The sequence below is a fragment of the Rheinheimera maricola genome (assembly GCF_016918075.2).
Classification (GTDB): Bacteria; Pseudomonadota; Gammaproteobacteria; order Enterobacterales; family Alteromonadaceae; genus Alishewanella; species Alishewanella maricola_A.
In genome coordinates this window covers 1-25,551 of the sequence record NZ_JAERPS020000009.1, presented here as the reverse complement: position 1 = coordinate 25,551, position 25,551 = coordinate 1, and the positions used below count along the sequence as shown (strand labels likewise).

Sequence of the window (25,551 nt, the reverse complement as noted above, 5' to 3'; positions counted from 1 at the left end):
AATGTCATATCGGCAAGAAAAAGTTGCTAAAACCGGCTTGAATGCTATCATTTAGCCCGTTTTATGTATAGACATCTAAACGTTTGAACGTGTAGCAATCAGGTTTATCTTATTATGAATAATACTGCCCAACTGCATCAGCTTAACCCAAACGCCATCGCTTTGTGCGCGCTGGGGCGTTGGATCGCCAACCGGCATTGGGTACCGGCCACTGGTGGTAATTTTTCTATCCGAAGCGGCGAGCACAGCGCGCTGGTTACCGCTTCGGGCAAAGATAAAGGCGAGCTAAGCCCACAAGATTTACTGCCTGTAAGCTGGCAGGATGGCCAGTTAAGCTGCGCCGGCACACCGTCAGCTGAAACTGCATTGCATGCCCGGCTGTATCAACTGGACCCGGCGATAAAAGCGGTATTGCATACTCATTCGGTACAGGCAACCGTATTTTCCCGCTTGTTTAGCGAACAAAGCTACCTGTTTCATGGCTATGAAATGCAAAAAGCCATTAGTGGTAACACTACTCACGACGCGCCCTGCGCCCTGGCACTGTTTGACAACACCCAGGATATTGGGCTATTGGCACAGCAGGTAGCACAGCGCTGGCAACAGCAACCGTTAAATTGGGGGCTATTAGTGCGTGGTCATGGCCTCTATGTCTGGGGCCGCAGCCTGGATGAAGCAAAAAGGCATTTAGAAGGCTGGGAGTTTCTTATAAACTGCGAGCTTGAAAGGTTAAAACTAACAAGGTAAGCCGTGAAGTACTCTGCCATTATCACCGACATTGAAGGCACCACCAGCCGTATCAGCTTTGTCACAGAGGTATTGTTTCCCTATGCCGCAGCTGAGTTGCCAGCATTTATTCAAGCTAATGCAGCGCAGCCTGCTGTGGCTGAACAGCTAAGCGCTTGCCGGGCACTGATGCAGCAGGCCGATGCCTCTGTCGATAGCATTATTACTCAGTTGCAGCAATGGATAGCAGAAGATCAGAAAATCACGCCGTTAAAAGCTCTGCAAGGCATGGTATGGCAGCAGGGTTATCAAAGTGGCGCCTTTAAAGGCCATGTTTATGCCGATGTGTATGCCGCACTCAACCACTGGCAGCAGCAGGGCGTTAAGCTGTATATTTACAGCTCCGGCTCGGTGCAAGCGCAGCAGTTGTTATTCCGCTACAGCGATTTCGGTGATTTAACGTCGCTATTCAGTGGTTATTTTGATACCCGTATTGGCGCCAAGCGCGACATAGCGTCCTATGCCGCTATTTTGCAACAGCTGCAATTGCCACCAAAACAAGTGTTGTTTTTGTCAGATGTGGCCGCTGAACTTGACGCAGCAGCGCCACTTGGCCTTGGCACCATTCAACTTATCCGCGACGGTCAGGCTGCTGGCAGCCATGCTATCGCGCATAACTTTAGCGACGTTGCGGAGCAGATCGCATGAGCCAGCTAACGGTTTTTAACAGCGATAACCCGGCGCAGCCGCTGCTGCACACCAGCGACAGCAACGAAATTAAGCAGCAACTGCAAAAAGCTGGCGTGCGGTTTGAGCAGTGGCAGGCAACAGCGCCGATTGACGCTGACAGCAGCGCCGAGCAGATCCAGGCAGCCTACGCCGGCGACATTAACCGTTTAAAAACCGAGCGCGGTTATATCACCGTCGATGTAATTTCGTTAAGCGCTAACCATCCGGATAAGGCAGCACTGCGGCAAAAATTTCTCGCCGAACACACCCACAGCGAAGATGAAGTGCGGTTTTTTGTCCGTGGCCAGGGTTTATTTTGCCTGCATATTGCCGGCAAGGTGTATCAGGTTTTGTGTCAGCAGAATGACTTAATTAGCGTACCGGCCGGCACTACGCATTGGTTTGATATGGGCAGCGAGCCGGAATTCAGCGCCATTCGTTTATTTAGCAATCCCGAGGGCTGGCTGGCTAATTTTACCGGTAGTGATATTGCCCGCCGTTTCCCACTTTTGGCCTGATGTGGCGCTTAAACCGCACCATTACCGTGCAAAACAGCAGCTAGCCAGCTAGCCTGTTGGCTGAAAACAAATAAATATCAATAAATTAGTACCGGTGCTTGCACTGGTACTGCATTTGCTTATGCTTGTCATATTCTGCTGCCATACTAGAGCAGCATGCGTTTAGTACCAGAGCTGATTAACTATGTTACCACTGCATACCCCAATGCGCGGCTTGCGATGTTTTTGTGTCGCTGCCGAATGTCTAAGCTTTAAAGAGACCGCGAAAAAGCTGTATTTAACGCCGTCGGCGGTTAGCCATCAGATCAAGCAATTGGAAGAAAATCTGAATTTACCGCTGTTTGAGCGTAAAACCCGCGCCGTGGTGTTAACTGAAGCCGGCAAACGTTTTTATCAGGCCATAGCACCACAAATGGAGCAGCTGGCTAACACTATTAGCGAATTCAGCCAGGCCCAGCGCATGCTGGAAGTGAGCATTTCGATGCCAGAATTTTTTGCCAGTGAATTATTTGTGCCACGGCTAATTGGCTGGTCAGAACAATACCCGAATATCAACCTGAAACTAGAAACGGTAAAGTCGCGTCGGGAAAGCACGAAGCACACCGACTTATCAATCGTGCTATCAGGTAAAACACCAACAGAAATAGTGGCTTACGACTTGTTCCCTATAAGCTACATTCCTGCCTGTAATAGCCAGCAATACACAAAATGGCATAGTAAGGGTTACCGGGTGCTGGAGCAGGTGCCCTTGCTATTGCATCAAGCGCGGCCACACGCCTGGCACCAATGGGCCGAGCATGTTGGTTATCACAACTTCCAGCCAAAACAAATTATCCAGCTCGACAGCATGTTCAGCGTAGCCCGCGCCGCACAACAAGGCTTAGGCGTCGCCTTGATCCCGCTACCTATCAGTGCTGGCTGGTTTAGCAATGGCAGCTTGCAACGCTTGTTTGAACAAGAGTTGCTTAGCCGCGACCGCTACTATTTAGTGCGTCACGACAACGACGCCAATCGCAACGAAATTCAACTGCTAATCGATTGGATCCTGCAAAGCTTTCATCTGGAAAAATAATTCTGCATTGCCCATTTATGACACCAACACTGGCGTTATAGGTGAGTTTTTTTCACTTATCGGGTGTTTTTTTATCGTTTGTCAGTTCTAGTGCTTTTGCTCAAACTACACCTGCAGACCGATAGCGGCTGCCTGGATGGGAAATTGGGAGCAACACACTATGAAAGCGAGAGCATTTAAATTAGGCAGTTCTTTGGCGTTGATGCTGATGGCCTCAGGTTCATTCCTCGCATCAGCCAACACCAACGGCTATAAAATGGTACTGATTGAAGATACACCTGGTGTGGCCGCCTTACAGGCCGGTCAATTTGACCAGGGTATCAGCGAAACATTAGCCAGCAACAGCGCAGAAGTGGATAACTTCTCCCGTCAAATGAGCCTGTGCGTTGGTTTTACTAAAAGTGCTAAGCTGGATCAAGCAACAACAGCATGCGATAGCGCTGTCTCTGCTGCTCAGCAGTTCAGCCATGTCAGCAGCAGCGACAAGCGCGAAATGCGTGCTTATGCCTTAACCAACCGTGGCGTACTACGCCTGTTACAAAACAACAACCTGGCCGCCCTGGCCGATTTTAGCCGCGCCGCAGAGTTAAGCCGCAGCGCAGTAAGCGTGCACAACCTGCAACGGTTAGAACTGGCACTAAACAACGCACAAAATGGCTTAGACATTGCCATGGTATCTGCGGAATAAGCACCTGCTGATAACGCAATAAACGTATCTGCAGAGTAAGCGCCTGCTGATACAACGGTGAAGGTATCGGCAGAGTAAGCGCCTGCGGTTACCTGTTACCCGGTTCGGAGTAAGCGCCCGCACCGGGGCTACAAATTACACTCCCCCGTGTGTATGCAGAGTTACTACTCCCCGGTGTAACTCTGCTTTTTTTTGCGCTTGGATCTTAGCGATAGCGAACAGCAGGAACCTCGAATTGGGCGTCACAGAGTGTCTGAGTGAGCGCGCCAGCGTGAACGAGTTGCTGTGACGAGCCAAAGCGAGTGTTGCTGCTGTTGCCTATCTTGTTTAGTTATTAAACTGTTGCAGCACGCCTGCGGCAATATCCGCCGGTGAGTACACGCCGCTGTCCAGCACCCAGCCGGTGACGAGTGCCGCAGGGGTGACGTCAAACGCCGGGTTAAATACCGGAGCATCTTCCGGTGCCCATATTGCGCTGCCGAAGCCGCCGCTGACACCGCGCACTTCGTCGGCGTGGCGCTGCTCTATCGGTATTGCACTGCCATCGGTGCAGGCTAAATCTACCGTGGTATGCGGTGCCACCACATAAAATGGCACCTGGTGATACTGCGCCAGCACCGCTAACGAGTATGTGCCTACTTTATTGGCAAAATCACCGTTGGCGGCGATACGATCTGAGCCAACAAAAATACGGTCGACCTGGCCGCGCGCCATTAACATTGCCGCCATATTGTCGCAGATAAGCTGGTACGGAATACCCAGCTGTTGACACTCCCACGCCGTTAAGCGCCCGCCCTGTAGCAGCGGCCGGGTTTCATCGACCCAAAGGCGGATATTTTTACCCTGCTGATGCGCCAGATTAATGACCCCCAATGCGGTACCTACGCCCGCAGTCGCCAGGCCGCCGGTATTGCAATGCGTTAACAACTGCTCGCCGTCTTGCACTAAACCAGCACCAAATTCGGCCATGCGCTGACACAGCGCCACATCTTCAGCAAACAAGTGCTCTGCACAGGCAATAGCCGCGCCCTTAAAATCTGCCTGTTGCAATGCAATAACCATGCTATCGAGGTTGTTCATTAGGTTCACTGCCGTGGGCCGTGCCGCGCGCAGTACTTCAGCGTCCTGCAAAAGCTGCTCGCGGCTCTCGCCGACACTGGCACGGTAGGCTAATAATAAGCAGGCACCAATACCAATAGCGGGTGCGCCACGCAGTTGCAACGCTTTAATCATGCCAATCATTTGCGCCACGGTTTGGCACAGCAGCCACTTTTGCTGCTGCGGTAACAGCGTTTGATCCAGCACATACAGCTTACCCAGTTCGGTTTTCAGACTTAGTGCGGTTAAGTTTTGCATAGCTTATTCCTGTTTGGCGTTGCAGCCTTGTTTCAGGTTTGCGATTATGCAGCTCTGCAATTATCAACACAAGTAAGAGACCCGTTATGGCCGAATACCGTACCTTTACCACAGACGATGCAATGCGATTTGCTGATGAGCACAGCGGCTTGTTTGGCGAGCATAGTAAATTAAGCTGTGAAGAATTTGGTGACGGTAACCTAAACCTGGTGTTTCGGGTGGAGAACGATAAAGGCACCAGTCTGATTGTAAAACAAGCCTTGCCCTATGCCCGTTGCGTGGGTGAAAGCTGGCCACTGACCATAGACCGTGCCCGCATTGAAGCAGAGGTGCTAATTAAACACCGCAAGCTGTGTCCCGAACATACCGTAGAGGTGTTGCACTACGACGCTGAGCACGCCGCCATTTTAATGGAGGACTTAAGCGATTACCGTATTTTGCGCAGCGAGCTTATAGCCGCCAAGCAATTTCCGCATTTGGCAGCACAACTAGCCGCCTACTTAGCTAATACACTGTATTACACCAGTGATTTCGCCCTGACCGGGCCGAAAAAAAAGCAGCAGGTGAGCCAGTTTTTGAACCCGGAACTGTGCCTGATAACCGAAGACCTATTTTTTACCGACCCGTACTGCAACCACGAACGCAATAATGTGCACAGCGAAATTCGCACTGAAGCTCAGCAACTGTGGCATGACGAAGTGCTGCAAGCAGAGGTAGCGCAGCTCAAAGCTGACTTTTTGTCCAAACCGCAGGCCCTGCTGCACGGCGATATGCACAGCGGCAGTATTTTTATCAACGATGAAAACTGCAAAGTCATTGATGCCGAATTTGGCTTTTATGGCCCTATTGGCTTTGACGTGGGCAGCCTGGTGGGTAATTTATTGCTGAGCTATCTAAGCCATTTCGGTTTAACTGCCGATAGCAGCGCACGCGAAACGCAACAGCAGTATCTGCTGGAGCAAATTACCTGCCTGTGGCAGCAGTTTAGTAGCCAGTTTAAACAGCTAATGGAGCAAGAGTGCCGCGAACCCAGCTTGCAAAATAGCCTTTACCAGCAGCGTTTTATGCAGCAAATTTGGGCCGACACCCTGGGTTATGCCGGCTGCGAGCTAATCCGTCGCACGGTTGGCTTAGCGCATGTCGCCGACCTGGACAGTATCAGCGACAGTACCCTACGTGGCCAATGCGAAGCCAAAGCGTTGAAACTTGGCCGGCAGCTGATATTGCAGCGCCATGAACTGGCCAATATGGCGCAGCTGGTCGCGCTTATCCAATATCAGCAAGCATAGTGTCGATACAGTGTCGACATGGCTTGTTACATTTTTAACATAAAACCATAGCACAACAATGTTCCAGTTAATGCGACTGTATGGCATCCTGTTTTATTGATTAATAACAGGATGTTGTGATGATAACTGCCGAAGGTCTGTGCCGCATATTTGGCCAAGGCGAAACTGCCGTAACAGCGCTACAAAATGTCAGTGTGCATATCGCCGAGAACGAGTTTGTCGCCATAATGGGCAGTTCTGGTTCTGGTAAATCTACCCTAATGAACATTCTCGGCTGTCTCGACACCCCCAGTTCAGGGCGCTATCAACTCAATAATCAACAGATTAGCCAACTCGATGATATTCAGCTCTCCGCGCTGCGCAACCAGCACATCGGCTTTATTTTTCAGTCATTTCATTTATTACCACGCCTAACCGCAGCACAAAACGTTGCCCTACCGCTAAGATATAGCGAGATTGACGCAACGACCACGCTGGCGCGAGCTAATGCTCTGTTAGATCAGGTAGGCCTGGGCCATAGAAAAGAGCACAAACCACACGAAATGTCAGGCGGCCAGAGGCAACGGGTAGCCATTGCCCGCGCGTTAGTAAACAGCCCAAAAGTTATATTTGCGGATGAGCCAACCGGCAACCTGGACAGCAAAACATCAAAAGAAATAATGCAACTACTGTGCGAATTGCACAGTAAAGGCAACACCATTGTTATGGTTACACACGAAGACGAAATTGCCGCTTACGCCAAACGGATAATACGAATGCGCGACGGGCAGATCCTGGAGGACAGTAAATGCTAAGCGTACTTTGCGCCTTACTGGCGCTAACTATCCCCGGTGAACAGGCCGTTCCGTTACTACTCACCGGCACCTTGCAATCTGCGGATAAACAAAGTGTTATTTCACCCATGAGTGACAATTGGCGGGTACAGGTGCAGTGGCTGCATCCTGAAGATCAGCCGGTACAACGCGGTGATTTAATTGCCGTATTCGATGCTGGCAATGTTAAAAGCCAAATTGAGCAGCTAAAAAGCACCTTAATTAACCATGAAGAACGGTTAAATCAACTTAACAGCGAACATAAACAAAAAGTAATGGAGGCAGAGTACGAACTGCAACGGCGACAACTGTTACTTGAAAAAGCCGGTATAGACGCGGCAGTTCCTGTGGTCAACCTGAGCCAGTATGATTATGAGCAGTATCAGTTAGAGCTGAAACGTGCCCGCACAGAAGCAGGAAAGGCTGCCGAGCAATTAGTTGTGGCGCGTATCGCAGCAGAAAGTGCATTAACCAAGCAACAATTGCAAATTGAGCAAACCAAGGCAGAGCTCGATGCCGCCGAAACCCAGCTTGGCCTGATGAGCGTCACTGCCATGCAAGATGGTACGATAAGTTACGGCAGCCACCCATGGTACGGCACTAAAATATATGCCGGGGTAACCGCGCAGCTGGGGTGGACTATTGCAGAGCTCAATCGCAGCGACAATCTGTTTATTGAAGCCTGGGTCCATGAAATTGATGTACCGCGCTTACAGCTTAATTCCGGTTTAACGGCCCGCTTTGATATCGCGCCGCATGCCGCTTTTCCACTCCAGCTGAGTAAAATGGCCAGCCAGGGTGAGAAACGGCAAAACTGGGGCAACGCACTGTACTATAAAGCCGTTTTTACCTCCGACAAGATGCCATTAAGCCACCCCATGCTAGGTATGGGCTTGTTAATTGAGGTACAACAGCCATGAATAGCAAGCCATTGATTTGTTGCCTTAGCCTAGGTGCACTACTTTTATTAACGGCTTGTCAGAAGCCGCCTACTGCAACCAGTGAACACAGTACTGTGCAGATTAGGGCAACCGGTGAACTGACTGCCGCCAAGACATTTAAAGCCTCGCCCCCCAGCGTCAAAAGATTGTGGCAATACAATATTAAGCAGCTAACGCCCGAGAGCAGCTTGCTAAAACAACAAGATACTGTGGTGGCCTTCGACGCCCAAAGCCTGGTTGATGAGCTAAAAAATAAAACCATTGAATTTCAAAGCGCCGAACAGGAGCTGGCAAACCGCTTACGCAGTGATGAACAACGATACGAAGAGTTAAAACTGGCGCTGGCCGAGAGCAACATGCAATACGATAAAAACCAGCGTAAGGCCACCATTGTCGATCAATCTCGCTCCGAAAACGATCGGCGCAAGGCACAAATAGACTTTACCATCGCCGCTAGCCAACTTGAACTCGCTAATGCGCGGTTGGCCAGCCATCAGCAGCAACGCATAGCAGAAAAACTCATGCTGCAGGCCAAAGTGAGTAGATTGCAAGCAGAAGTCAACGAACTAAAACTCAGCATCAGCAGTATGCAGGTTAAAGCACCTTTCGCCGGAGTAATGGTTTATAGCCAAAACTTTGAAGGTGAAAAATTTTCTGCCGGTGATAGCGTGCAGTTTGGCCAGCCCGTTGCTGAGGTTAGTCAATTAGACAGCCTGTATGTTAAAGCCGAAATCGACGAAATTGATTTACAACAATTACGTACCGGTTTGGCGGTAGAAATTACGCTGGACGCTTACCCTGAGCGCCGCTTCAGTGGTGTGTTACAAAGCCTGGGCAATGCCGTGCGAGACAAATCCCGCGATAATTTACGCCGCGTAATTGACGCCACCGTGCAACTGCACAATCTGGATACAGAGATTATGCGCCCGGGCATGACGGCACGACTGGCCATCAATCTAAGTGCCGCAGACGGAGTCAGCAATGCAAACTAAAGCACTATTATTTATCAGCTTGGCCGCGATATTAATAACAGCCTGTACTGAGCCGCCATCTCAGGTACCGGTGTACCGGGTTGCCAAAAACACCCTGATACATAAAGTTAGCACCGAAGGAGAGCTTTTTGCGGTGAACGCCGTGAGCATCAGTGCGCCCAGTACCTTACAGGGGCCGCGCTTTATTGCCACTTTGGCAGCGGAATATAGTGAGGTTCAGGCTGGCGATGTGGTGGTTACCTTTGATGCCAGCCAATTGCAAAAGGCACAGGTCAAAGCTAGTACCGGTTTAGCTGCAGTCGTCGCAGACCAACAACAAAAACTGGCAGAACAGTACAATGAACAAACTGCGCTGGGCCTGGAGCAAACCTTAAATAGCCATGAATTCTCTTTTGCTGACCGGTTTAATATAGATGACGTGCAAATACGTTCGAGGTTAGAGATCATCGACTCGTTGCAGAATAAAGAGTATCTGGGCAACAAACGTGAATATTTGGACTGGCAAGAGCACAGCTTTAGCCAGCGCAGCGCGGGCGAACTGGAGTTACTGCAGTTACAACGCGGCCAACAACAAAGCTTATTGCATCAGGCACAAAGCGGCTTAGAGCAGCTTGAAGTCAGATCGCCACACCAGGGTATCATTTTGTATGAAACCAACTGGCGGGGTGAAAAACCTGAAGTAGGTGGTATGGTTTTTCCTGGTAACCGTATTGGCAGTATCCCAGATTTAAACCTGCAACACGTTAAATTACAGGTGATTGAACAAGAAGCTGTTGGCTTGTTAGCCGGCCAACCGGTTACATTTTCATTAACAGCCTGGCCAGACGAAACGCTAAGCGGCAGCATAGTGTCTGTCGCACCGGTGGCACAGTCGCGGGAACGACGAGATCCTCGCAAATACATTGAAGTTGTCGTAGCGCCGACAGTGCAAGACCCGCGCTTTTTGCCGGGCAATAAAATAAGAGCAGAAATCTTAGTCAATAGCATACCCGATGCTTTACTGGTGCCACTGCAAGCCATTTTTAGCGAACAACAACAGCTGTATGTATATAAACGTGAGCATTCCCGTTTTGTAAAACAAGCCATTCAAATTGGTCAAAAAAGCCTTAGCCATGCCCAAGTACTTACTGGCTTACAAACTGGCGAGGAAATAGCGCTACTTAACCCGGAGTCGACAATCTGATGAAAGTTGCAGTCCTGATCAACGATACACTGGCAGAGCTGGCACAACATAAACTGCGAACCTTTCTCACCTTGTTAGGCATGATCTTTGGTGTAGGTGCTGTTATTGCCATGCTAAACATTGGTGAAGGCGCTGAGCGTGAAGCCCTTAAAACCATAGAAACCATGGGGCTGCGTAACTTGATAGTTGAAGGTAAAACCTTTGAAGAAAAAGCACTACAAGAGCAACGCAAGCATTCGCTGGGGTTAAGCCAAAGTGACATTGATATTGCCGTTGCTACTATTCCGGGTATTACCGGCTACAGCGCCGAGCGCAAAATTGAAACACATTCGCTATACAGCCATTACGGCAAAAGCGATGGCAGCGCCATTGGCATTTCGCCAAGTTATATGCAGCTGAGTAAACTGCAGTTTGCCGCCGGGCGTCATTTTACCGAGCAAGAGAACCTTTACGCAGCTCAGGTTGCCATTCTGGGTGCCAGGGTTGCACAAAGCCTGTTCCCGGAAGGCGATGCGTTGGGTAAGCCCGTCAAAGTAAATCATGTATGGTTGCAGGTAGTGGGCGTACTGGCAGAACCTTACGCTGGCAGTAATGAGTTTCAGGGTATTAAGCTAGGCGGTGAGCAAAACCAACTATTTATGCCGTTACTCACTGCGCAAAGCCGTTTTAAAGCGGCACCGCTTAGTGCTGAGTTAACGTCATTTCGGCTGCAACTTAGTGAAAACAGTAATAGCGCTTTAAGTGCCAAAGCTCTTGATTACCTGTTAAAACAACGTCACAACGATACCGACGATTACAGCATCATTATGCCCGCCGCGTTGCTGGCGCAACAAAAGCAAACCCAGCAAATTTTCAATATTGTTATGTCCTGTGTCGCCGGCATTTCATTGCTGGTTGGCGGCATTGGTATTATGAATATTATGCTAGCCACAGTGTTGGAGCGAACGAAAGAAATTGGCCTGTTACGTGCCATCGGCGCAACTCAGCGTGATATAAAAATGCAGTTTGTCGCAGAGAGCTTTGCCATTGCTATTCTTGGCGGCTTGCTGGGCATAGTGTTTGGTATTTTATTGTCCGAACTTATCGCCTTTTACTCTGACTGGGCGGTAAGCTGGTCGCTGCTGGCCATAGTGTTGTCGTTTAGTATTTGTGCGCTCATCGGTATCGCTTTTGGTGTGTATCCGGCGATTAAAGCCTCACAGCTTGATCCTATAACCGCGCTACAAAGCGAGTAGCAAACTGCAGGCGGGCCGCCACCTTTAGCGGTGGCAGCGTTTAGATTATCAATATTTAACACTACAACCATAAGGTTTGGTCACGGCCGGATCAGGCGTATTACCTGCCAGTACCGCTTTGGCCGCGTTGGCAAAGTAAGGTGTGGCTTTGGTAATATCGTCTACTTTAGCTGACGGAATGCTGTCTATGCCACCCATGTATTGCAACACACCGGCTTTGTCTATCACGTACATATGCGGTGTCGTTTTGGCATCATAGGCTTTACCTACCACACCGCTTTCATCAAATACTACGGCTGTGGGTACGGCATTGCGGCTGGCTGTGAGTTCATCGGCTTTGGCGCCACTAACATGGCCCTGCTTGCCTGGCGCTGAAGAAATGACACTCAGCCACACCACATCCTGCGCGGTCATCTCAGCCTGCAGCGCCTGCATGTTGCCGCTGTAGTGCTTAACCACAAACGGGCAATCGTGGTTAGTCCACTCCAGCACCACATTTTTACCGGCGAAGTCTTTCAGGTTGTGGCTATTACCTTTGGAGTCGACAACAGTAAAGTCGGGAGCCGGTGCACCGACTTGCAGCGCAGCAGATAAACCCAATGACAACAACGCGGCTGAGGCAGCCAGTACCAAATTACGTAATTTCATTTTCATTACTCCTGTTTCATGTTGTGTAACATAACGTTAGGGTTGCTGACTTAGCCGTTCCAGGGTGCTGGAAAGCGTGTCAGGGGTTAAAATCTGCGGTAATACTTCGGGCGGCTGCCCCGGCCAGTAAAGCACATACAAGGGCACGCCATCACGCTGATACAGACGCAAATATTCAGTAATAGCACCATCGCGCAGGGTCCAGTCACCTTTTAAATAGGTCACATCGTACAGCGCCATTGCCGCTTTGCTGCTCTGGGTGTTTAATGCTACGCGCTCGTTAACCAGACAAGTAATGCACCAATCGGCGGTCATATTTACCAGTACTGGCTTGCCCTGAGCTCGCAGTTGTTGCAGTGTATCTGCCGACCAGGGCTGCCAATGTTGGTTAGTATTAGTCTGGGTCGGGCTTTTTACCGCCGGTTGCGGCGCTGGCGCCAGTGCCGGCATTGCCAGCGCCAGCACTAGCAGCAATAAGGCGATAACCATGCTAACAATACCGGCCTGCGCCAGCTGCTTACGCCCCCACAGCCAGCATGCTGCGCCAATACATACCACGCCAATCAACAACATCGCCTGAGCATCAACGCCGCTTTGCCGGCCATAAACCCATAGCAGCCAGACTGCACTTAAATAAAGCGGATACGCCAGCCATTGCTTTAATGTGTCCATCCAGGCACCGGGACGCGGTAATAAACGGGCAAAGCCGGGTACCAAGCCTAACAACAAAAATGGCAGCGCCATACCCAACCCCAGTGCAACAAACACCAGCAACGCCACGGCGGCACTTTGGCCGACGGCATAACCCAGCGCAGTGCCCATAAAAGGTGCCGTACAAGGGCTGGCTACCACAACTGCCAGCACGCCGGTAAAGAACGATCCTTTGCTGCCTTTAGCCGCGGCCAGATTGCTGCCGCTATTCATTAACCCCAAACCAAACTGCACTACACCAGACAAACTTAGCCCCAGCGCAAACAATAAGTAGACTAACAATGCAACCAAATACGGGTTTTGTAGCTGAAAGCCCCAGCCTACAGCTGCACCGGCACTGCGCAAAGTTATTAACACTAGCGCCAGCGTCACGAAACTTAATACCACTCCCAGGCTGTAGAAAACTGCATCGCGTTTATGCTGTTGCTGGCTGTTTGCCGCTATGCTCAGTGCTTTAAGCGATAGCACCGGAAACACACAGGGCATTAAATTCAGGATCAGGCCACCGGCAGCAGCCATAAGCAAAACTAGCCACAGCGCAGTGTCGCTTTGCTGGCCCTGGGTGACTAAAATTTCCGTACTGGCTTGTACTGCCTGCTGCAATTGCACGCTGTACGCGCCATCGTCGGCAAGCAGCACCAATTCTAGTTGCGTTGGCGCAGACGAAAAATAGGTATTTAATGCTTGCTGTAGCAACAGCTGGTTACCGTTCAGGCTAATTTGTTGTACCGCTGCATGGTCAACTAATTCGCTGGCGGCGACAAAAAAACCACTGATACTTTTTGCTTCCGGCAATGTTATAGCGGCCGAAAAAGCACCGCCTGATACATCAAACTGGCCTTGCACGCTTAGGGGCTGCGGCAAACGCGCTACGGCTTCGGCAAATAACGGCTGATAATCTGCGGCAGCAATGGCTTGTGATGCCACCGGCAAGATCAGGCTAAACTGCGCCTCAGCCGGAATACAAATTTCTTCGCACACCAGCCAGTCGGCCTGAAGCTGAATGTCGATACTGTCCGCGCTGTAATCCGGCGCAATACTTAGCTCAGACAACAAAATAGTCTGGCCTTCAAAGCCGTAATTCATTAGCGGCGGTAACGCAATGGCCTGCGGTGTCGGCCAGCGGATATCGCCCACGCTAACGCCCTGCGGCAACTGCCAGCTAAGTGTGGTAGGTAAACCCGAATCGCCCGGGTTTTGCCAATAGGTGTGCCAATGCGGGTCCGGTACAAAGTGCAGCGCTAACTGTAAGCGCTGGCCGGGTACCACTTGCTGGTACTCGCTGACTAATTCAGCTTGTAAATGGCTGGCGCTTTGCCAGCCGCTGCTGGCAGCCTGTGCCTGGCCAACAAGCACGCTGGCGGGCAACAAACAGCACAACAGCAGTAAAATCAGCTTCGGCATATCAATCTCTTACATAGGGGCTAATTAATCATACGAGCCTACACCGGTTTGGTTCAAAGTATTGATTAAATAACAGTTAAAGTGGGCTAAATTGAGCATTTTCTGCGACAAACTGCTATATTAGCCAGCGATTAAGCGTAACAGCCGCTGTGGTCACTCCAGCAATAGCCGTGTTACGCCAGGCACACCATTTATTAAAACTATCAATATAAGGTCTACCTTAATGAAGCCATTTACTAAGTCAGCGTTGTCCGCAGCTATGCAAGCTGCCCTGTTTGGTGCTGCAGTTGGTTTTTCTCCGGTGCTATTCGCGCAGGAAAGTGACAAAAATCAAGATGCAAAAGAACAGGAACTGGAAACCATCACGGTAACTGCCCAAAAGCGCAGCCAAAGTATTCAGGAAGTGCCTATTTCTATTGCCACTCTGTCGGGCGAAAAGTTTGATGCCATTTTCTCTTCCGGCGATGATATTACTGCACTGGCAATAAAAGTGCCGGGCCTATACGCAGAAACGTCAAACGGCCGGGCTGCACCGCGTTTTTATATCCGTGGTTTAGGTAATACCGATTTTGATTTAGCTGCGTCACAACCGGTGTCCATTATTATGGACGACGTGGTAATGGAAAACGTTATTTTAAAAAGCTTCCCGTTGTTTGACGTACAACAGGTAGAAGTAATTCGCGGCCCGCAGGGCACGCTGTTTGGCCGTAACACCACCGCCGGTATCATTAAATTTGACAGTGTTAAACCGCGGCAGGAATTTGATGCTTACGTTAAAAGTACAGCCGGCACCTTTGGCCAGTTTAACTTAGAAGGCGCCGTGGGTGGTGGTTTAACTGATGCACTGTCAGCGCGTATTTCGTTGTTATCGCAGCATCGCAGTGACTGGGTAGATAACGGCTTCAACGAGCAAAAAAATGCCATGGGTGGCTATAACGAGCGCGCCGGCCGCTTGCAGTTTTTATATGAAGCCGACGAGTTTGATGCGCTATTAAATGTACATACTCGTAGCTATGACGGTACCTCATCGTTATTTAGAGCAAATATTTTATCGGCTGGCAGCGATGAATTAAATACCGGCTACAACCGTGACCGCGTGTTTTATGACAACCCACTTAGCAACAGCCAAAGCTATGACGCCTGGGGTACCTCACTAAAACTGGATATTCAGTTAGACGGCATGACCCTAACCAGCATTTCCGCGCTGGAGCGGGCGGACGGCGGTGGTATCGGTGATATTGACGGCGGCACACCGACAGGGCCCGGCGTTATCCCGTTTCAGGCGGTAACTGAAGATCAGTTAAAGGATTTAGAGCAATTCACCCAGGAAATTCGTTTAGCCAGCGACACCAGCGACGCATTAAGCTGGCAGGTGGGTGGCTTTTACTTTGACTCCAGCTTTGGTGTAAACAGTATCGACGGCTTCTTCGGTGCCACCGAAGTGTTTCACGGCAACACCAGCTGGGCCTTGTTTGGCCAAACATCGTACAAGCTGAACGACAAGCTGGATATCACCGCCGGTGTTCGCTACACCGACGATGTGAAAACCTTCTCTGTTGGCCAGCAAAATGTCGACGGCTTTGCGCTGGTAATTGGTGCAGCACAAATTCAGCAGTATTTCCCTATCCGAGTATCTGACGACCAAATTAGCTGGGAGCTAAGCGCTAATTATCGCTTAACCGACAAAACCAGCTTATTCGCCCGCGTTGCAGATGGCTTCCGAGCGCAGTCAATTCAGGGCCGTGATGTGGCGTTCGAAGCACCACCATCAGTTGCCGATTCAGAAACAATTTTATCTTACGAAATTGGTGCTAAATCTGATTTACTCAATAACACGCTGCGCTTAAATGCTGCGCTGTTTTATTACACCATCGACGACATTCAGTTATCAGCCATCGGTGGTCAAACACAGGGTAATCAGCTAATCAACGCCGATAAAGGTGTAGGTTACGGCTTTGAAATGGACTTTGACTACCGCGTGTTGCCAAACCTGAGCCTGGGCGGTGGTTTTAGCTATAACAACACCGAGTTGCAGGATGACACCTTAACCGTAGCACCTTGCGGTTCAGGCATGTGTACTGTACTGGACCCGCGTAACGCGCAAAACCTGGCGTTAATTGACGGCAATCCGTTCCCGCAGGCACCAGAAACTATCCTGACATTAAACGGCCGTTACGATTTCCCAATCCAAAGCGGTGAGATTTATGTTTATGGCGATTACCAGCTACAGGGCAAAACTAACCTGTTCCTGTATGAATCTGCCGAATTTAAGTCGAACAACAATTTTGAAGCCGGTTTACGTATCGCTTATATCAACTACGATAGCAATTACGAAGTTGGTGTATTTGGTCGCAACATCACTGATGAAGACAACTTAAAAGGCGCTATCGATTTCAATAACCTGACCGGTTTTGTTAACGAGCCACGCACCTTTGGTGTCGACTTTAAGATCAGCTTTTATTAATTCGCTATCGTTTAGTGCAAGGGCAGCTTAGGCTGCCCTTTTTATTTCAGCGACAAATCCGGTTATTTAACCCATTCTGATTGCGCAACATTGAACGCCGCCTTAGTCTGTCTGCTGCATAATTATGGAGCAAAGCATGGCTGATTTTCGCAGTGATACCGTTACCCAACCCTCTGTCGCAATGAAGCAGCGTATGTTAAATGCAGCGCTGGGCGATGACGTGTTTAACGACGACCCCACCACACTTGAATTACAGCACTATGCTGCAGACATGCTGGGGTTTGAAGCGGCGTTATTTGCTCCCAGCGGCACCCAAACTAATCTGATTGCCATGATGAGCCACTGCCAGCGCGGCGATGAAGCCATTGTTGGCCAGCAGTGGCACACCTACAAATGGGAAGGCGGCGGCATGGCGGTGTTGGGCTCTATTCAGCCGCAGCCGCTGGAATTACAAAGCGATGGCACCTTGGCGCTAAGCGATATTGCGGCGGCGATAAAGCCCGATGACCCACACTTTGCCCGTACGCGCCTTATCGTGATTGAAAACAGCGTTGGCGGTAAAGTGCTACCACTTGGCTATATGCGCGATGTGGCGGCGCTGGCTAAAGACAAAGGCCTGGCTTGCCATATCGACGGCGCCCGTTTGATGAACGCGGCTGTGGCGTTAGCGCCACAGCATAACCTGACGCCACAAAAAATGGCCCGAGAGCTGTGCAAGGGTTATGACTCGGTGTCGTTGTGTTTATCGAAGGGGTTAGGCTGCCCGGTCGGCTCGTTGTTGCTGGGCTCACATGCTTTTATTGCCCGCGCCAAGCGGGTGCGCAAAATGCTAGGTGGCGGTATGCGCCAAACCGGCATGTTAGCCGCTGCTGGTTTATATGCGCTGGAAAACAATATTAACCGCTTAGCCGACGATCACGCCAATTGCCGGCGTTTAGCCGACGGTTTAACACACTTAGCCCAGCAACTACCGGCATTGCAGGGCAAGCTAACGGCACTGCCGGTACAGACCAATATTTTGTTTACTGATGTTGAGCTGCAACTGGCAGAAAAGTTGCTGCCCTATCTGGCCGAGCGCGGTATCAAGCTCACCGGCAGCAATTATCAAAGCGTCAACGGCAGCATTAAACGGCTGCGCTGGGTATGTCATCTGGATATCAGCCGCGAGGATGTTGACCAGGCTCTGCAGCATATTTCCGCTTTTGCTGCTGAGGTTAATTAACCGTCGGTTGAAAGCCATTGCCCTATTTGCCTGTCTAATGCGTATAACTAAGCATATAACAACAGGCAGAGGTAACTATGGCCCTATCCTCCTTTTTAAAATTGTGTGCCAGCGCATTACTGCTGGGCGGCACAGCACAGGCAGCTGCCGACACTATGCCCGCCACCGCGCACCTTGATAGTATCGTCGTCGGTGCCGGCTGCTTTTGGGGCGTAGAAAAACGTTTTGAAGCCATGCCCGGTGTCGTTGATGCAGTGTCTGGCTATGCCGATGGCAACGGTGTCGAACCAACGTATCGCGCTATTACGCAGCGGCGCAATCAGCACAACCCGAATAACCATGCCGAAGTGGTTAAAGTAAGCTTTAACCCGGCGCAAATAAGCCTGACGACCTTGCTGCAACGTTATTTTGAAATGCACGATCCAACCCAGCTTAACCGGCAGGGCAATGATATTGGTACTCAGTATCGTTCTACCGTCCTGACTAACAGCCAAGCGCAATATGACACCGCGCAACAAGTGATGACCGCATACCAGCCACTGTTGAGCAAGGCCGGCTATGGCAGCATCACCACGCTAATTAAGCCATTGCGCGAGTTTTTTCCAGCCGAGCAATATCATCAGGACTATATCGCGAAAAACCCTAATGGCTACTGCCCGGATCACAGTACCGGCGTGCGTTTTAACCCGCAGCAGCAAACACAAGTGGCCAGCGCCGACAACAGCGCACTGCAGCAAGGTAAGCAGATTTTGGTGATCGACTCAGAAAGCTACTGCCCGTACTGTGAAAAATTTAAAGCCGAGGTGGCCAGTAAATACAGCGGCGATATCCCATTACACTTTCGCTATGCCAGCCAGCTCAGCGGCTTAACACTAAAAACCGCTACCTGGGCCACACCGACCATTATTTTGCTGGAGAATGGTAAAGAAGTGTTTGGTCACCAGGGTTATTTAAACCCGGACGAGTTTTACCTGCTGCTAGGTAAATTTAAACTCGGTGACAGCGAAGCCTTTAATGTGGCTTTTGATGAAGGCACCGACGGCCGTTTTTGCCAGCAATATGAAATTTTTAAAAACACCCCCGAAGGCGTCTTTATTGATAAATTAAGCGGCGCGCCACTGTTTGATACCCGCCACCGCTTCGACTCTGGCACCGGCTGGTTATCGTTTACCCAACCGGTAGACGGTGCGGTAATCGAAAAGCCGGATAACCGCTACGGCATGCGCCGCACCGAAATTCGTGCCGCCGTGTCCGGTATACACTTAGGCCACGTGTTTAATGACGGCCCCGGTGGCAAACCGCGCTACTGTATTAACGCTACCGTGCTGGATTTTGTGCCCCGCGGTTAGCGAGGCTACAACCTTACCGCTTCGGCCACGGCCAGCACGGCTTTGGCCGGTTTATGCCGCCGCGCCAGCAATAGGCCGGTGAGGATAATCAGCAGCACACCGCCCAGTTGCAGCGTGGTTAAGCGTTCATTAAACAGCCACCAGCCGGCCAGTATTACCGTGACCGGCTCTAAATACGCCAGCGTGGCATAGACCCGGGTAGGCAAATGTTGCAGCGCGATAATGGCGCAGTAAATAGCGATAAAACCAGGAAAGATACCGGCCAGTGCTATCCACAGCAGGTCATCGGCGCTGGGCATATTGATGCCAGTTAAAAACGGCAGCACACAGCAAGCGCCAATAATCAGCTGGTAAAAGGTGCGCTGTAATTGTGAATGCGCCGGCAAGGATCGGCGGTTTAGCAGCAAAAAACTGCTGTAAGCACATAGCGACAATATCCCCAGCAGCAAACCGGGCAGCTGCGTCGCGTCTAGTACCAGATCGAACTTAAACTGCTGCAGCATGGCAAAGCCGAAAAACGACAGCACGATCAGGCTGGCATCGGGTAAATCGAGGGTTTCGTTCAGCAGCCAGTGGGCAATAAAGGCGGACAGTGGCGGCGCCAGATACACCAGCATAATGGCGTTAGCCAGGCTGATATATTCAATGGCAGATAAAAAGCACAGCATAAAACTGGCCAGCAGCACGCCGTTTAGCGCCATACGCCAGTCGGGCTTGCCTTTTAGCAGCGCAAGCCGGCCGCTTAGGCCAACAAACAACAGCAAACACAGCGCGCCAACCGCCAGCCGGTAAAAGGTTAACTCAGCCGCAGCCAGGCCACTAAAGCGGGCAATAATGCCACTGCTGGCCATCGCTACCGCCGAAATTAACGCCAATAACGCATAAGGACCCATATTGCTGCACAATCCTGGTGAAGTCGGAACAGGGTTTACTCACACCGACACGCCGTAAATACGTCCCTGTAGGCTCGATTACAAACTTCATCCTTGAAGTTTGTCCTGCGGACCAGCGGAGCTGTTCAAATTCGTTCCAGACGAATTTGTCAGGCATCCAGGCCTGCAACGGTCGGCTTAGAGTAAACCCTGTCCCTCTTTGTAAAATCGGATTCACAGTATGCCGGTTTTATCTGTTACTAACGAGTAGCCTAACCGCTTTTGTTTAACCAGAGTTGCGCATACCGGCAGCAATACCGGCGATGGTCACCATTAACGCCCGGCTAATCATCGGATTTACCCGCTCCGGCTGATGCCTTACCCGGTGTAACAGCTCGGCTTGCAGAATATGCAACGGGTCGACATAGGTGTTGCGTAGCATAATCGATTCGCGGATCCAGCCCTCGCGGGCCATTAGCGTATCGCTGTGAATAAGCTTAAGCAGCAGCTCGCGATCGGCGGTTAATTGTGCGCGTAGTGCCTGCCCCAGATGTTGTAACTCCGCCGGCACCAACACCTTGTCATAATAAGCAGCAATATCGCTATCGGCTTTTAAATAAACCATTTCCAGCATCGACATACGGGTGGCGAAAAACGGCCACTGTTGCTGCATTTCATCTAACAAAGCGGCTTTGTCTGGCTCGGCAGCTTTGGCCAGTGCCGAGCCGGCACCGAGCCAGGCCGGTAACATTAAGCGGTTTTGCGACCAGGCAAAAATCCACGGTATCGCGCGCAGGCTTTCTACGCCGCCGGTGGGGTTGCGTTTAGCCGGCCGGCTGCCCAGTGGTAACTGCCCCAGCTCTTGCTCTGGGGTGGCTGCACGAAAATACGGCACAAAGTCTTTGTTGTGCCTGACCACGGCACGGTAAGCCTCGCAGGAGTCTTCTGCCAGCTGGCTCATCAGCTCGCGCCAGCTTTGTTTCGGCACCGGCGGTGGTAACAACATACCTTCCAGTACGGCGCTGGCATACAGCGCAAGGCTGCGCTCGGCCAGTTTGGGTAAACCAAACTTAAAGCGGATCATCTCACCTTGCTCAGTTACCCGCAAACCGCCGGCCAACGAGCCTGGCGGCTGCGATAAAATCGCGGCATGCGCCGGGCCACCGCCACGGCCAATAGTACCGCCACGACCATGGAACAAGGTTAGTTGCACCTTAGCCTGCTGACATATCGCCACTAAGGCTTCTTGCGCACTGTACTGCGCCCAGGCGGCAGCGAACACACCGGCGTCTTTGGCAGAATCAGAGTAGCCAATCATCACTTCCTGTTTGCCGTTAATGTAGCCGCGGTACCAATCGATGCTGAGTAACTTACGCATGCAATCCGGTGCGTTTTGTAAATCACTAAGTGTTTCAAACAGCGGCGCTACCGGCATTGGGAAGCTGATGCCGGCTTCTTTTAACAGCAGTTGCACAGCGAGTACATCGGACGGTTTACCGGCCATCGAAATGACATAGGTGCTTAGCGCCTCACTGCCGTGGCGGGCGACAATTTCGCAGGTATCCAGCACTTCCTGTACGTCGGCGCCCGGTTGCCAGCTTTTTGGAAACAGCGGCCGGCGGTTAGCTAGCTCAGCCAATAAAAACGCCTGACGGGCGCTTTCATCCCAGGCACCGTAATCGCCTAAACCCAAATGCTGCGTCAGCTCGCTAAATACCTGTGCATGACGCCCGGCGTCCTGGCGAATATCTAATTTGAGTAAGGTGACACCAAAGGCATAAGCACGGCGCACGGTATCGAGCAACCTGCCATTGGCAATAACGCTCATACCGCAGTCAAGTAACGACTGATAGCACAATAGCAAAGGTTCAAGTAACTGGGCATTGTGCCAAATAAGGTCCTGTGGCCGTTGCAAGCGGTCGTGTTTTAACGCTTCAGTCAGCCAGTCGCGGGTTTGCAACAAACCGCTACGCAGTTTATTCAGCACCAAACGGTACGGCTCACTGGCATCGCCTGCCACGTCGCGCAGCGCACTGCTGGCCTGATACATCGACAATTCACTGCTGAGGAAATCTAAATCTTTGGCAAATAAATCAGCGGCTTTCCAACGGCTGAGTAACAGCACCTGTCGGGTAACCTTAGAGGTAACAAAGGGGTTGCCATCGCGGTCGCCACCCATCCAGGAGGAAAACTTCACTGGCGCCGCATTTAATGCCAGGCCCTTGCCAGTGGCGTTAACCAATTTGGTGTCGAGCTCACGCAGGAAATCGGGTATCGCCTGCCACAGCGAGCTTTCAATTACGGCAAAGCCCGACTTAGCCTCGTCTACAGGCGTAGGCCGCTGCTCACGAATTTCATTGGTGTGCCAGGCCTGGGCAATCAGCTCGCTTAAGCGCAGTTCAACTTTTTGCTGCTGCAGTGCGGTTAAATCCTGCTCCAGCTCGGCTAAACAGGCAGCAATTTCGGTTAGTTTGTGAATTAAAGTGCGCCGTGACACTTCGGTTGGGTGCGCAGTTAGCACCAGCTCGATGGATAAACCGGCAACCGCCTGCTCTACTTTTGCCGCATCAAGCTTTTTGCTATCAAGCAAGCTGAACAGCTCTTCCAACGGTTCGGGTTTTTCAATGCTGGCATGGCCAATACGGCTGATGCTGTGGTGTTGCTCGGCCAGGTTGGCTAAATTAAGGAACTGGGCAAAAGCGCGCGCTACCGGCAACAACTCATCGTCGGTTAAGCTTTGCAGTACTTGCTTTAGCTTATCGGCTTGCAGCTCTTCGCCCTGGCGCGCGGCTTTGGATAACTGACGAATTTGCTCTACCCGTTCTAACAACGCATCACCCAACTGGCTGCGGATGGTGTCGCCCAGCTTAGTGCCCAGTAAACCGACATTGGCTTTTAATGCTGAATAATGGTCCATTTTACTTACCTCAGTTACCCTGTATGCTACCACCCTAGCCTGTAATCAATTGGTACTCAACACTGATTGATTACAAAGTGGGCAACGCAATTGGTAAGACCAAATAACCATTTCGGCGACGCAGGCCGACCTGCAAAATGACAATAAATACCACGTCCAGCCATGTTATAGTGCGGCATTCTGGGTTTTGGACGACATATATAATGAATACAACTGCTTCCCCTGCCGTTAAAAAGAAAAAATCTGGCTTGCTTAGCAACCTTATTATTAATGTAGCGATACCAGCGCTGATTTTAAGCAAACTCAGTGGCGACGACGTCTTAGGTCCGGTGTGGGCATTAGTGGTAGCGCTGGCGTTTCCGCTGGGCTTTGGTTTGTGGGAGCTGAAACACGCCGGTAAAGTGAATTTTTTCTCGGTGCTGGGCATTATCAGCGTGCTGTTAACCGGCGGTATTAGTTTACTGCAGTTACCACCGTCTTATATCGCCATTAAAGAGGCACTAATACCCGGATTAATTGGCGTTATTGTGCTGGTAAGCCAATACACCCCCTATCCGTTGGTAAAAAAACTGCTAATTAACCCCGAGCTGCTGGATATGCCCAAACTGGAGCAGGCGTTAGCACAGCAAAACAATGCCGAAGCATTCAACCAGCGCATGGCCCGTGCCGGTTATATCGTAGCGGCGTCGTTCTTTATGTCGGCAGTGCTGAATTATATTTTGGCCAAAGCGATAGTGGTAAGCCAACCCGGTACCACTGCCTATGCCGAAGAGCTAGGCCGCATGACTTGGCTTAGCTACCCGGTGATAGTGCTGCCAAGCATGGTGATGCTAATGGGCGCTATTATTTATATGTTTATGCAAATTGGCCGTTTAACCGGCCAATCGCTGGAAGAGTTTATTCTGCAGTAGGTTTTTTTAGCTCGCGCCGCAGCTGTTGCAACTCCTGTTGCAGCTGCTGCATCTGCAGTAATAACTGTTGCTGCGTCGCAGCATCGGCATCGTGCTCTTCTTTGTGCTCTTCGTCGTGCATGCTTTGCACCGCGTTAACGATAACGGCGATAAATAAATTCAGCATGGTAAAGGTGGCAATTAAGATAAACGGCACAAAAAACGCCCAGGCAAAGGGAAACTGCTGCATCACCGGCCGTGAAATGCCCATGGACCAACTTTCCAGCGTCATCACCTGAAACAAGGTATACAAGGACGCGCCCAGACTGCCAAACCAATCCGGGAAGGCTTCACCAAACAACTTGGTCGCCATAACTGCCGCCACGTAGTAAACCAGCCCCAGCACCATGGCAATAGACAACATACCGTTTAGCGATTTAATTAACGCACCAACAATTTTGCGCATAGCTGGCACAAAAGTGAGCACCCTAAGCACCCGTAATACCCTAAGCGCACGCAGCACAGCAAAAGGCCCGCTGGCCGGCACTAAGGCAATACCCACCACGATAAAGTCAAACACACTCCAGCCGTCTTTAAAAAACGCCAGCCGGTGTACAAACAAACGGATAGCAATTTCAACCACAAACACCGCCAGTATGGCCTTATCCAGCATAACTAAGTAAATGCCAATGGCCGCCATCACCGTTGGCATGGTTTCCATGCCTAAAATAACGGCATTTATTAAAATCAGTGTCAGCAAGATACGCTGTACCTGGCCGTTTTCAATAAATTGCCGGCATCGTTCACGCACGGTCGGGGCTACTATCACGGTGTCACTGCTCATACGGCTACCTTAAGCAAACAAGTGGATAAATGCCGCTATTGTATGCCAGCCGCAATAGCCGTCAATGGCTTTACATTGGCTTTATAGCAACTGTGATAAAGGGCTTTTTACCCCAGCTGCACCACGCTGTAGTACGTGGGTGTATATTTGCGTAGTACGGACATCGGTATGCCCCAGCTGCTCTTGCACAGTGCGAATATCGGAACCGGACTCTAGTAAGTGGGTGGCGAAACTGTGGCGCAGCGTATGACAGGTAACATTTTTGCTAATGCCAGCCTTTTTGGAGGCAATTTTAATTTCGCGCCTGACACAACTCTCGTCCAGATGGTGACGGCGCAGAAGCTTAGAATCGGGATCGACGCTAAGCTGCAGTGACGGAAACAAATACTGCCAGCCCAGCTCTTTCGGTGCATTAGGGTATTTACGCGCCAACGCAAAAGGTAGCCATACGCCGACATAATCGGGGTTAGCCAGATCTGCCTGAAAATACTGCAACACAAATTGACTTTGCTGCTTAAGCGATGCAACCAATTCTGGTGCCAAGGTAGTGCGGCGGTTTTTATTGCCTTTACCTTGCCATACCATTACCGACAAATAGTCATAATCTATTGCATGCACCCGCAACCTAACAGCTTCCATCAGCCTTAAGCCACTGCCGTACATCAACTGCGCCAGCAGTTTATAGCGTG

General features: G+C 50.7%; 22 protein-coding genes. 15 read left to right on the top strand and 7 right to left on the bottom strand.

The window, feature by feature from the left end; translation table 11 throughout:
• Window positions 1–114: 114 nt before the first annotated feature.
• From I4W93_RS18820 to I4W93_RS18800, 5 genes are all read left to right on the top strand, one after another.
• Entirely contained in the window at window positions 115–747 is a 633-nt protein-coding gene (locus tag I4W93_RS18820; RefSeq protein ID WP_205313317.1) for a methylthioribulose 1-phosphate dehydratase, read from the top strand.
• A gap of 3 nt (window positions 748–750) precedes the next feature.
• Window positions 751–1,434 (top strand): acireductone synthase, encoded by a 684-nt coding sequence (gene mtnC / locus I4W93_RS18815; protein ID WP_205313319.1) that lies wholly within the window; start codon window positions 751–753, stop codon window positions 1,432–1,434.
• On the top strand, window positions 1,431–1,973 hold the full coding sequence (locus tag I4W93_RS18810) for a 1,2-dihydroxy-3-keto-5-methylthiopentene dioxygenase (RefSeq protein WP_205313322.1): 543 nt from the start codon (window positions 1,431–1,433) through the stop codon (window positions 1,971–1,973). Before mtnC ends, I4W93_RS18810 begins: the two co-directional genes overlap by 4 nt.
• Window positions 1,974–2,157: 184 nt before the next feature.
• Complete coding sequence (locus I4W93_RS18805) at window positions 2,158–3,045, top strand: LysR family transcriptional regulator (protein WP_205313325.1); 888 nt, start codon at window positions 2,158–2,160, stop codon at window positions 3,043–3,045.
• Window positions 3,046–3,205: 160 nt separating this feature from the next.
• Window positions 3,206–3,733: a hypothetical protein gene (locus I4W93_RS18800; protein ID WP_205313332.1), complete on the top strand. Its 528-nt coding sequence runs from the start codon at window positions 3,206–3,208 to the stop codon at window positions 3,731–3,733.
• 327 nt (window positions 3,734–4,060) lie between these two features.
• On the opposite strand, the gene mtnA is transcribed toward I4W93_RS18800, so the two are convergent.
• Entirely contained in the window at window positions 4,061–5,089 is a 1,029-nt protein-coding gene (mtnA, locus tag I4W93_RS18795) for an S-methyl-5-thioribose-1-phosphate isomerase (RefSeq protein ID WP_205313342.1), read from the bottom strand.
• An 86-nt stretch (window positions 5,090–5,175) separates the two neighbouring features.
• Here mtnA and mtnK point away from each other — a divergent pair, with 86 nt between their 5' ends.
• The 6 genes from mtnK (at window position 5,176) to I4W93_RS18765 (ending at window position 11,541) form a co-directional block, all read left to right on the top strand.
• Window positions 5,176–6,378, top strand: a complete 1,203-nt coding sequence (gene mtnK / locus I4W93_RS18790; protein WP_205313350.1) for an S-methyl-5-thioribose kinase — start codon at window positions 5,176–5,178, stop codon at window positions 6,376–6,378.
• Window positions 6,379–6,497: 119 nt separating this feature from the next.
• Window positions 6,498–7,172 carry an ABC transporter ATP-binding protein gene (locus I4W93_RS18785; RefSeq protein WP_205313354.1) on the top strand — a complete coding sequence of 225 codons (675 nt, stop codon included), beginning with the start codon at window positions 6,498–6,500 and terminating at the stop codon, window positions 7,170–7,172.
• Complete coding sequence (locus I4W93_RS18780) at window positions 7,166–8,110, top strand: HlyD family secretion protein (RefSeq protein WP_205313358.1); 945 nt, start codon at window positions 7,166–7,168, stop codon at window positions 8,108–8,110. The genes I4W93_RS18785 and I4W93_RS18780 overlap by 7 nt, the downstream gene beginning before the upstream one ends.
• Before the next feature lie 95 nt (window positions 8,111–8,205).
• On the top strand, window positions 8,206–9,123 hold the full coding sequence (locus I4W93_RS18775) for an HlyD family secretion protein (protein WP_224673563.1): 918 nt from the start codon (window positions 8,206–8,208) through the stop codon (window positions 9,121–9,123).
• Window positions 9,113–10,306, top strand: a complete 1,194-nt coding sequence (locus tag I4W93_RS18770) for an efflux RND transporter periplasmic adaptor subunit (protein ID WP_205313376.1) — start codon at window positions 9,113–9,115, stop codon at window positions 10,304–10,306. Before I4W93_RS18775 ends, I4W93_RS18770 begins: the two co-directional genes overlap by 11 nt.
• Window positions 10,306–11,541, top strand: a complete 1,236-nt coding sequence (locus I4W93_RS18765) for an ABC transporter permease (RefSeq protein WP_205313385.1) — start codon at window positions 10,306–10,308, stop codon at window positions 11,539–11,541. The genes I4W93_RS18770 and I4W93_RS18765 overlap by 1 nt, the downstream gene beginning before the upstream one ends.
• A gap of 48 nt (window positions 11,542–11,589) precedes the next feature.
• Here the strand turns inward: I4W93_RS18765 and I4W93_RS18760 are convergent, their stop codons facing one another.
• Window positions 11,590–12,189: a redoxin domain-containing protein gene (locus tag I4W93_RS18760; protein WP_205313388.1), complete on the bottom strand. Its 600-nt coding sequence runs from the start codon at window positions 12,187–12,189 to the stop codon at window positions 11,590–11,592.
• A gap of 36 nt (window positions 12,190–12,225) precedes the next feature.
• Entirely contained in the window at window positions 12,226–14,304 is a 2,079-nt protein-coding gene (locus tag I4W93_RS18755) for a protein-disulfide reductase DsbD family protein (protein ID WP_205313394.1), read from the bottom strand.
• A 223-nt stretch (window positions 14,305–14,527) separates the two neighbouring features.
• On the opposite strand from I4W93_RS18755, the gene I4W93_RS18750 reads away from it, so the two are divergent.
• The 3 genes from I4W93_RS18750 (at window position 14,528) to msrA (ending at window position 19,339) form a co-directional block, all read left to right on the top strand.
• Entirely contained in the window at window positions 14,528–16,768 is a 2,241-nt protein-coding gene (locus I4W93_RS18750; protein WP_205313401.1) for a TonB-dependent receptor, read from the top strand.
• A 136-nt stretch (window positions 16,769–16,904) separates the two neighbouring features.
• The gene (ltaE, locus tag I4W93_RS18745; RefSeq protein WP_205313409.1) at window positions 16,905–17,990 is read left to right on the top strand and encodes a low-specificity L-threonine aldolase; all 1,086 of its coding nucleotides are present in this window, start codon (window positions 16,905–16,907) and stop codon (window positions 17,988–17,990) included.
• Window positions 17,991–18,067: 77 nt separating this feature from the next.
• Complete coding sequence (gene msrA / locus I4W93_RS18740; RefSeq protein ID WP_205313417.1) at window positions 18,068–19,339, top strand: peptide-methionine (S)-S-oxide reductase MsrA; 1,272 nt, start codon at window positions 18,068–18,070, stop codon at window positions 19,337–19,339.
• Window positions 19,340–19,344: 5 nt separating this feature from the next.
• Here the strand turns inward: msrA and I4W93_RS18735 are convergent, their stop codons facing one another.
• Both I4W93_RS18735 and ppc read right to left on the bottom strand, forming a co-directional pair.
• Entirely contained in the window at window positions 19,345–20,232 is an 888-nt protein-coding gene (locus I4W93_RS18735) for a DMT family transporter (protein WP_205313420.1), read from the bottom strand.
• A 265-nt stretch (window positions 20,233–20,497) separates the two neighbouring features.
• Window positions 20,498–23,128, bottom strand: a complete 2,631-nt coding sequence (ppc, locus tag I4W93_RS18730) for a phosphoenolpyruvate carboxylase (protein ID WP_205313428.1) — start codon at window positions 23,126–23,128, stop codon at window positions 20,498–20,500.
• A 203-nt stretch (window positions 23,129–23,331) separates the two neighbouring features.
• Between ppc and I4W93_RS18725 the strand changes: the two genes are divergently transcribed.
• Window positions 23,332–24,039, top strand: coding sequence for a VC0807 family protein (locus I4W93_RS18725; protein ID WP_205313431.1), 708 nt, complete (start codon window positions 23,332–23,334; stop codon window positions 24,037–24,039).
• Here the strand turns inward: I4W93_RS18725 and I4W93_RS18720 are convergent.
• Window positions 24,026–24,862 (bottom strand): ion transporter, encoded by an 837-nt coding sequence (locus I4W93_RS18720; RefSeq protein ID WP_205313434.1) that lies wholly within the window; start codon window positions 24,860–24,862, stop codon window positions 24,026–24,028. The genes I4W93_RS18725 and I4W93_RS18720 overlap by 14 nt on opposite strands.
• Before the next feature lie 81 nt (window positions 24,863–24,943).
• Window positions 24,944–25,551: integron integrase (locus tag I4W93_RS18715; RefSeq protein WP_224673561.1), on the bottom strand; the 608-nt coding region annotated here is incomplete at its 5' end.

What these genes read in the sequence shown, in the direction of transcription:
- ltaE (WP_205313409.1), top strand. Translation starts at nt 16,905, where the DNA reads ATGGCTGATTTTCGCAGTGATACCGTTACCCAACCCTCTGTCGCAATG.
- I4W93_RS18765 (WP_205313385.1), top strand. Translation starts at nt 10,306, where the DNA reads ATGAAAGTTGCAGTCCTGATCAACGATACACTGGCAGAGCTGGCACAA.
- ppc (WP_205313428.1), bottom strand. Translation starts at nt 23,128, where the DNA reads ATGGACCATTATTCAGCATTAAAAGCCAATGTCGGTTTACTGGGCACT.
- I4W93_RS18810 (WP_205313322.1), top strand. Translation starts at nt 1,431, where the DNA reads ATGAGCCAGCTAACGGTTTTTAACAGCGATAACCCGGCGCAGCCGCTG.
- I4W93_RS18800 (WP_205313332.1), top strand. Translation starts at nt 3,206, where the DNA reads ATGAAAGCGAGAGCATTTAAATTAGGCAGTTCTTTGGCGTTGATGCTG.
- mtnA (WP_205313342.1), bottom strand. Translation starts at nt 5,089, where the DNA reads ATGCAAAACTTAACCGCACTAAGTCTGAAAACCGAACTGGGTAAGCTG.
- I4W93_RS18780 (WP_205313358.1), top strand. Translation starts at nt 7,166, where the DNA reads ATGCTAAGCGTACTTTGCGCCTTACTGGCGCTAACTATCCCCGGTGAA.
- msrA (WP_205313417.1), top strand. Translation starts at nt 18,068, where the DNA reads ATGGCCCTATCCTCCTTTTTAAAATTGTGTGCCAGCGCATTACTGCTG.
- I4W93_RS18725 (WP_205313431.1), top strand. Translation starts at nt 23,332, where the DNA reads ATGAATACAACTGCTTCCCCTGCCGTTAAAAAGAAAAAATCTGGCTTG.
- I4W93_RS18770 (WP_205313376.1), top strand. Translation starts at nt 9,113, where the DNA reads ATGCAAACTAAAGCACTATTATTTATCAGCTTGGCCGCGATATTAATA.
- mtnK (WP_205313350.1), top strand. Translation starts at nt 5,176, where the DNA reads ATGGCCGAATACCGTACCTTTACCACAGACGATGCAATGCGATTTGCT.
- I4W93_RS18785 (WP_205313354.1), top strand. Translation starts at nt 6,498, where the DNA reads ATGATAACTGCCGAAGGTCTGTGCCGCATATTTGGCCAAGGCGAAACT.
- I4W93_RS18760 (WP_205313388.1), bottom strand. Translation starts at nt 12,189, where the DNA reads ATGAAATTACGTAATTTGGTACTGGCTGCCTCAGCCGCGTTGTTGTCA.
- I4W93_RS18755 (WP_205313394.1), bottom strand. Translation starts at nt 14,304, where the DNA reads ATGCCGAAGCTGATTTTACTGCTGTTGTGCTGTTTGTTGCCCGCCAGC.
- I4W93_RS18820 (WP_205313317.1), top strand. Translation starts at nt 115, where the DNA reads ATGAATAATACTGCCCAACTGCATCAGCTTAACCCAAACGCCATCGCT.
- I4W93_RS18720 (WP_205313434.1), bottom strand. Translation starts at nt 24,862, where the DNA reads ATGAGCAGTGACACCGTGATAGTAGCCCCGACCGTGCGTGAACGATGC.
- I4W93_RS18735 (WP_205313420.1), bottom strand. Translation starts at nt 20,232, where the DNA reads ATGGGTCCTTATGCGTTATTGGCGTTAATTTCGGCGGTAGCGATGGCC.
- I4W93_RS18750 (WP_205313401.1), top strand. Translation starts at nt 14,528, where the DNA reads ATGAAGCCATTTACTAAGTCAGCGTTGTCCGCAGCTATGCAAGCTGCC.
- I4W93_RS18805 (WP_205313325.1), top strand. Translation starts at nt 2,158, where the DNA reads ATGTTACCACTGCATACCCCAATGCGCGGCTTGCGATGTTTTTGTGTC.